Below are 7139 nucleotides of genomic sequence, written 5' to 3' on the forward strand. Positions count from 1 at the left end.
GGGGAACATGAGGATCGGACAGCTCGCGGAAGCAACTGGCACGACGACCAAGACCCTGCGGTTCTACGAGGAGTCGGGGCTACTCCCTCCCGCCGAGCGCCTGGCATCCGGCTATCGGGACTACGCCGAGGATGCCGTGGGGAAGGTCGCATTCATCCACCGCGGCCAGGCCGCCGGGCTCACCCTCGCCCAGATCCGCCAGATCCTGAAGATCCGCGAGCACGGCCAGACACCGTGCTCGCACGTCCAGGGCCTGCTCGGGCAGCGCCTCGGGGAACTCGATGCCCAGATCGCCGAACTCCTGGCCCTCCGGGAAACCATTTTCCAGCTCCACGAAAAGGCAAGCAAGCCGGAGCCGGATTCCTGCTCCTCCGACCAGGTCTGCCGCTACATCTGATCGATGTCCCACCCCGCTGATTGCGTGCCGCGCGGACGGGAATACCTGCCAGGCGGTAAGGGTGGGCGCCCATGGACCGCGCATCCCCACGAGGGCTTGGGCGGCTTCATGGTCGCCCGTTGGACTGGCACCGTGGCGGGCCGAAGCACCTTCCGAGGCTTGTGGCTACGACATTTAGCGTTGAAAACCACACGCTTCATCAGGCTTACGTCTGTTTGGGGTTTACCCTAACAAGTCATTTGAGGCCTAGCGCGCAATTTCACGTCGTTACTACCGAAACCCCATCATCGGCCTGGTCGTCGGGGTGGCGGTCGGCGCCATCGCCGGACAACTCTCAGCCGGCTCTCCTGCGGTGCCGGCCGAGGCCCAACCGGCCGCGTCCACTCAGCTCATCACCGAGGCCGTGGCCGACTGTGGCGTTGAGGACTCCTTGGGCGTCAGCGTCATGGACGAGGGAGCCAGCCTGCAACTGTCCACCACGGGGAAGGAATCCAGCGGCGCCAGCTACATCGAGGTGGTCTGCGTGTTGAAGGACCTCGATGTGCCCGACAGCGTCGTCGCCCGCTTCGGAACCACCCGGGCCCTCGACGGCCAACAAACCGCCGCATGGGATGGCTTCACGGCCTCTTGGGGATACCACCCGGATACCGGCCTGGACATCGTCGTCGAACCCCGGCCGCAGGACTAGCCACTATGCCTATTGGAGGAACCATGGAACAAGTGACAGAGCATCCCGAGGCGACGCCCCACAGCAAGGCTCCCCGCCCCTCGCGGAAATGGATTGCGGGAGTAGGTGCCGCAGTCGTCCTGCTGGCGGCCGGCGCCTGGGCAGGCAGCGCGGTCACCGATCCCACGACTAGCGAACAATACGCTTCGCTGAAGAGCGAACTCACCACGACGGCTGCCGAACGCGATTCCGTCCAGGCGCAGCTCGACGAAACCACCTCCGACTACGAGACCCTTTCGGGCGAAATCGACGACCGTGAACTGGCCGCCGACGAGAAAGAGGCAGCGCTCGACCAGCGCTCCGAGGAACTCGATGAGCAACAGAGCGCTGTGACGAAGCGTGAGAAGGCCGTCGGCACCGCCGAAAAGGAAAAAGCCGCCAACACGGTCACCGGGGGGACCTGGACCGTCGGCCTGGACATCGCCGCCGGCACCTACCGCGCCGACGAGCCAGTGGATTCCGACTGCTATTGGGCCATCATGCGCACCGGCAGCAACGGCGACCTCATCGAAAACGACATCCCCGGGGGAGGACGCCCGAGCGTCACCCTCTCCAAGGGCCAGGACTTCAACACCAGCCGCTGCGGCAGTTGGACCAAACAGTAAAACAATGCACGACGGCGGTGCCTCCTCCCCCGCGGATGGGAGCCGCCGCCAACCCCACCACCAACAGGAGAATCATTATGAGCACCACCATCCATCCCTCCGAATCCACCACCGACATAGCTCCCACCATCGGCCAGAAATCGTTCGTCGTGACCTGGCTTCTCTCCCTCTTCCTGGGAATCTTCGGCATCGACCGGTTCTACCTTGGCAAGATCGGCACCGGCATCCTCAAGCTGGTCACGTTCGGCGGTGTCGGCGTCTGGGCCCTCGTGGATCTGATCATCATCCTGGCCGGCGGCATGCGGGACAAACGCGGATTGGCCCTGCGCGGATACGCGGAACGCAAGGTCATCGCCTGGATCGTCACCGGTGCCCTCATTGTGATCAGCGCCGTGACGGGCGGGAACACCGCCTCGCAAGCCGGCCAATCGGCGGCGGACGTGCCGGCGACCGCGCCGACCAGTGAAGCGTCCGCAGCCCCGGCGGAGAAAACGGCCGAGGCCGCACAGGAGGCGTCCACGAAGCCGGCGCCCGCCAAGGAAGCGGCCGGCACCTGGACCCAGGTGGCCACCCTGAAGGGCAAGGCCGACTCCGCCAGCTCGACCTTCGAACTCACCGGGGCCGAAGCCCGCATGACCTACAACTTCGAAGGCTCCGGCGACATGGTCCTCGGCAGCATCTACCTGCTGACCGAAGGTACAGACCTCATGAAAGACGGCGGAGTCCCCGAGGTCATGATCGACGAAGGCGGCAAGGGCTCGACGGCACTTCACAAGTCGCCGGGAACCTACTTCCTGGACGTGAACAGCGCCGGCTTCACGGGCTGGACCGTCACGATCGAAGAGAAGAAGTAGGACCAACCCACACTTTGAGTGCCACTCGCGCCGATGGGGGAGCGGAAGAAACCCCATCGGCGCGAGTGGCAGCCCAATCCGCACACCGCGGAGAACGGAAGCGAAACCATGCGTGTCCCGACCTACTTTTCGAATGATCCGAACGACCCCGAAATCCACCACGTCCATAGCGATTGCCTGGTCGGGAAACGCATCCCATTCCCCAACCGACGATCCGGGACGAACGGTGCCCCGTTGTGCACGGAATGTGCGTCCCATCATTATTTGCGTGATTGGCCGAAGTTGTGGTTCTAGACTGTTGTTCGTTTCTCGGCGCGACAAGGAACTTCTAAAATAGGCCGACGAAATGGAAAACCATGTGAGGAATTCCAGGTCCAGGGTGTCGTGATCACTATGGTGCCGGTCGAGTTGGAAGCAGAGTTTCTCCAATGGGCGACGCGGTGGCCATGATGGAGACGTCTTGAGTCTGAACCCGTGCCATTCCACCAGGGGGGGGCAACAAAGCAGATGTTCAATGAATTGCACGTCGGACGCGGCTCCGCTCTTGGGCCGCTAACGATTTTTCCCTTATGGACTGAGGCGACGGCCGTCGCAGATTATGCCTTGGCGGACTCATTAGGATCGCAATACCGAGTGGTCGACATGCCAACGACCCACATCATGATTGTGCAGAACATTTGCGGCAAGCCTCTTCTGCTTTTAGAGGGACAGCTGATGGCCGAGACTACTCCGAGCAGGATTGTCCGGCAGAGCGTCCTGATCGGTGCACAGCAGTCCGCTTCGATTGAGGTCGCTTACGCGGGCATGGAACGGTGGGGGTTCGACGGGCTTCCAATCGGCCGCCACTTTTCCGCGCGGATCTTCGCAGCAGAGTGGCTGGAAGGGGGTGCGAGGGGTTCGAGCGTTTATGAAGGATTCGCAAGGCACATCTCTTTCATCGGGCCTGCTGTTGATTCTGTACGCGTGTTTCCGGGACAAGTGGGTGTGGTCATCGGAATCGATGGGCACCCCGCCATGGCAGAAGTATTCGATCGCCCGGAGGCGCTGACTCATCGTCTGCATGCGATTCTGGCTGCCGTACTGTATGACGTCTTGACATTCGGCCCGCCGTCCGGGCAATCCACACCGTCGGTGAGGAGCCGACGCTTTCTCAGCAGTGCAGCAGAGGTGCCCATGCGGAAACAAGCTGCCATCGGTATGGAGGAAACTATTAGCGGGCGATCGAGATTGTTATCCATTGAAGGCATCCGGTGGCGCGGCACCGGAATTCACGCTGTTGCGACCAACAATAGACATGCACGCAATCAGTTGCTCTGAAGTTTCAGTTCCCCTGCGCAGTGTCGAGCAACCTTGGCATTAACGGACCCTACTTTCGTCGAATTGGCGGAGCGTACTGGTAGAACTGTTAAATCGAATGATCATTGGCACCACACCGCAATCGGGAACCAGCCACCCCTCAACCAGTAACCAACGTCGAGGGTCAGTACAGTCTGGATGACTGTGAGCGAAATTCGGCGCAAGTCCTGTCGATCTCATTTAGAGTACTGAAATGGGACACAAAGAACCGATGACGATCGCCAGCGCGTTGCGGCAGATCCAGGACCGAAAACTCATACTCCCTGCGATTCAGCGCGAGTATGTGTGGAAACCCTCTCAGATTATCCGCGTATTTGACTCTGTCATGCGTGGGTACCCCGTCGGCAGTTTCTTATCATGGAAAGTGTTGCCCGAGACGATCGACAAGTTCAAGTTCTATGGATTCATGATGGATTACAGCGCCTTCGACAACCGGCACAACCCGGTGATCGATATTCCCACTGACCGTGAGGTGGTCGCCATCCTTGATGGTCAGCAGCGATTGACTTCGCTCAATATCGGGCTCCGCGGGACCTACGCTTACAAGAACCACGGCGGTTGGGCGAATAAGTCGTGGTCTTATCCGGAACGCCGTCTGCATCTGAACCTGGCCAGCGAGGCCCCGGAAAACGAGCTCGGTCTCAAGTACCACTTTCAGTTTCTAACGAAGCACGACGTCGACGCGTCGGCGGGCGACGAGACCAAGAAATGGATGCCTGTTTCCGAGGTCTTCGACGCATCGGACACAGCGACGTTGATACAGCTGTTGGCCAGACACGAAGTCGGGAATGACCCGGAAGCTTCAGCGTTGGTCAGCAAGCTCTGGGAGGCGGTTCACAAGACCGCCAGTCTTCAGTTCTACGAAGAAGAAGACCAGGACATCGAGCGGGTGCTGGACATCTTTGTGCGTGTCAACTCCGGTGGAACCGTCCTTTCGTACAGCGATCTGCTTCTATCTATTGCCACCGCGCAGTGGAAGGGGGATGCTCGAGCCGCCGTTCACGGGTTGGTAGATGGCCTCAACCAGACCGGGAACGGATTCAACTTCTCCAGAGATACAATTCTGAAGTCCGGGCTGATGATGGCTGACGTTCGTGATATCGGATTCAAAGTCAAGAACTTCACCACTACAAACATGACGAAGCTCGAGACTGGCTGGGACGACATGAGCAAATCTCTCCAGGTCGCGGTCGGTCTCCTCAGCGATTTCGGTTTATCGGGTGGATCGCTCACCGTGGATAGCGTGTTGATCCCGGTCGCTTACTACGTTCACCACCGCGGGCTCGAGCACTCCTACCGTGAATCGCCGAAGTCTCGGGAAGACCGGGACTCGCTTCGCTCTTGGGTTCTGAGATCGTTGATCGTCCGTGGGGTGTGGGGCTCCGGCTTGGACACCCTACTCCGTGACCTTCGCGAGGTTATCCAGACGCAGGGCGCTTCCGCATTCCCGGTCGCTGCGATCGAGCGGGCGATGTCTCGGCGTGGCAAGCCGCTCACCGTTACCGATGCCCTCGTAGACGACGTCTTGAGCCTGTCGTACGGCAAGGCCCGGACGTTTGCCGTACTCGCAGCGCTGTTCCCACATGTCGACACGCGCAACCAGTTCCACGTAGACCATGTCTTCCCCTCGGCGTTGCTCGACCGGAAGGCGCTGCGAAGCCAGATAAATGAGGACGGTACGGCGCGCTTTACTCCCGACGAGATCGACGACCTACTTGATCTGAGAGACCGCCTGCCAAATTTGGAACTCCTCCCGGGGCTTGAGAACATCGGCAAATCCGACAAGATACCGGAGCTCTGGCTGGCGGCGGAATACCCGTCATCAAACGAGCGCAGTGCCTTCTTGGAACGCAACGCGTTGCCTCAGTCGCTCCCCCTTTCGGTAGACGAGTTCAAAGAATTCTGTGACGAGCGAGGCGCGAACCTGACGGCCCGTATCCACAGTCTGCTCGAGACTCAAATCCCAGACCCATCAAATACAAATGTGACAGTACTCGTTGACCTTGATGAGGAGCTTTCTGAAGGTGATGATTCCGACTGATGGCCGTCATTGCGGCATCAAAGACCATCTCATTTAAGATAGGCGTCAGGGGTGTGGGATGAACGAATCAGCCACGATGCCAGCCGAGACTGTCGGCGGCGCGGGCCTCTCGGCTGACCTAAAACCGTCGTATTTTGTGCATGTGAAGCGCTAATGGACCCGCCGGTCTCTACTAGTAGCACTCCGCAGATCTTGCGGACAATGCTGATGGTCATGACCCAGTTCGGTGGTTCTTTGAACAGGACGCGGCTGGCGACCGCGGTGAGGGCGACGCCGAGGGCGGCCCAGATCCGGTAGGCGGCGCCGAACCCCATGCCGGCTTGCAGGGTGAGTGCCAGACTGATGAAGGTGACGAGGTAGCCAACCGCGACGGGGAGGTGCCAGCGTTTGCTGCCATGGGTGGCCACGTGCAACGAAAGGATTCTGCCGACCTCGCTCACGATGGCGGCGATGGGCGGGAAACACACCATGAATCGGCCGCCTGCGCCAGGGAGCTGCGCGACGGGAGCCGCGTTCGACGGCGAGGACGTTGGTGATGGGGACGATGACGCTGGCCACCTTCGTTGCGATGGCTAGCATCTCGGCGAAGACAGCGGCCGAGGGTCGTTGATGTCATGCACTCGCCAGCGGCAGAAAGTCGGGTCGCTGATCGAGACCGACAGATTCGCTCGATCCGGGACACCGTCTGAGCCCTATTTTGGGTGAGCGATTGGAGGCTCCTCGGTTCGCCGTCGTGCACGTACAGCACTGGCGGCGTGCTATCCGCCCCAACGTTCCTCATCTGCTCGGTGCATTGGCTGCCAACTGGCTTTCGTCCACCTGCCGTTTCCGTTTGCCGTTGGCCATGACTTCCATGGCCGCACCCACAGCGGAGCCCTTACTCGCGGGATGGTGTCCCTTTGAAATGGTTGGCGCTTTGAATCCCGCCGTCCACCTTGGTTGCCCAACCCTGGCTTGGGGCCGTCCTCGGAGACACTTCCGCTGCCCCAGGCTCCGATTCCGACCCAGTGGTCGCCGCAGTTGAAGTTGATGCGGCGAGATCGAAACGAGAATCTATGCGCCACTGGTGTTGGAACGATCCGTGCGCTATGGTACTTGATACAGCAACGCGGTTGCTTTTGCAGCAACAAACAAACAGCGAGAGTGGAGAGAGCAATGA

At 60.4% G+C, this 7139-nt stretch carries 7 protein-coding genes; 6 read left to right on the forward strand and 1 reads right to left on the reverse strand.

What is annotated here, in order from left to right; translation table 11 throughout:
- Positions 1 to 7 precede the first annotated feature (7 nt).
- From CIK75_RS10135 to CIK75_RS10165, 6 genes are all read left to right on the forward strand, one after another.
- Positions 8 to 397 (forward strand): heavy metal-responsive transcriptional regulator, encoded by a 390-nt coding sequence (locus CIK75_RS10135; RefSeq protein ID WP_096224027.1) that lies wholly within the window; start codon positions 8 to 10, stop codon positions 395 to 397.
- 304 nt (positions 398 to 701) lie between these two features.
- Entirely contained in the window at positions 702 to 1085 is a 384-nt protein-coding gene (locus CIK75_RS10140; protein WP_086996214.1) for a hypothetical protein, read from the forward strand.
- A 23-nt stretch (positions 1086 to 1108) separates the two neighbouring features.
- Positions 1109 to 1729, forward strand: coding sequence for a hypothetical protein (locus CIK75_RS10145; protein WP_086996218.1), 621 nt, complete (start codon positions 1109 to 1111; stop codon positions 1727 to 1729).
- A 77-nt stretch (positions 1730 to 1806) separates the two neighbouring features.
- Positions 1807 to 2583, forward strand: coding sequence for a TM2 domain-containing protein (locus tag CIK75_RS16340; RefSeq protein WP_241895393.1), 777 nt, complete (start codon positions 1807 to 1809; stop codon positions 2581 to 2583).
- Positions 2584 to 3090: 507 nt separating this feature from the next.
- The gene (locus tag CIK75_RS10160; protein ID WP_143269210.1) at positions 3091 to 3900 is read left to right on the forward strand and encodes a DUF6569 family protein; all 810 of its coding nucleotides are present in this window, start codon (positions 3091 to 3093) and stop codon (positions 3898 to 3900) included.
- A 232-nt stretch (positions 3901 to 4132) separates the two neighbouring features.
- A complete protein-coding gene (locus CIK75_RS10165; RefSeq protein WP_086996224.1) occupies positions 4133 to 5980 on the forward strand; it encodes a DUF262 domain-containing protein in 1848 nt (615 codons plus the stop codon).
- 29 nt (positions 5981 to 6009) lie between these two features.
- Here CIK75_RS10165 and CIK75_RS10170 read toward each other — a convergent pair whose 3' ends face one another.
- On the reverse strand, positions 6010 to 6450 hold the full coding sequence (locus CIK75_RS10170) for an SMR family transporter (protein ID WP_086996226.1): 441 nt from the start codon (positions 6448 to 6450) through the stop codon (positions 6010 to 6012).
- Positions 6451 to 7139: the final 689 nt, after the last annotated feature.

Origin of the sequence: Glutamicibacter sp. BW78, assembly GCF_002332245.1 — a bacterium.
GTDB lineage: Bacteria > Actinomycetota > Actinomycetes > Actinomycetales > Micrococcaceae > Arthrobacter_H > Arthrobacter_H rhombi_A.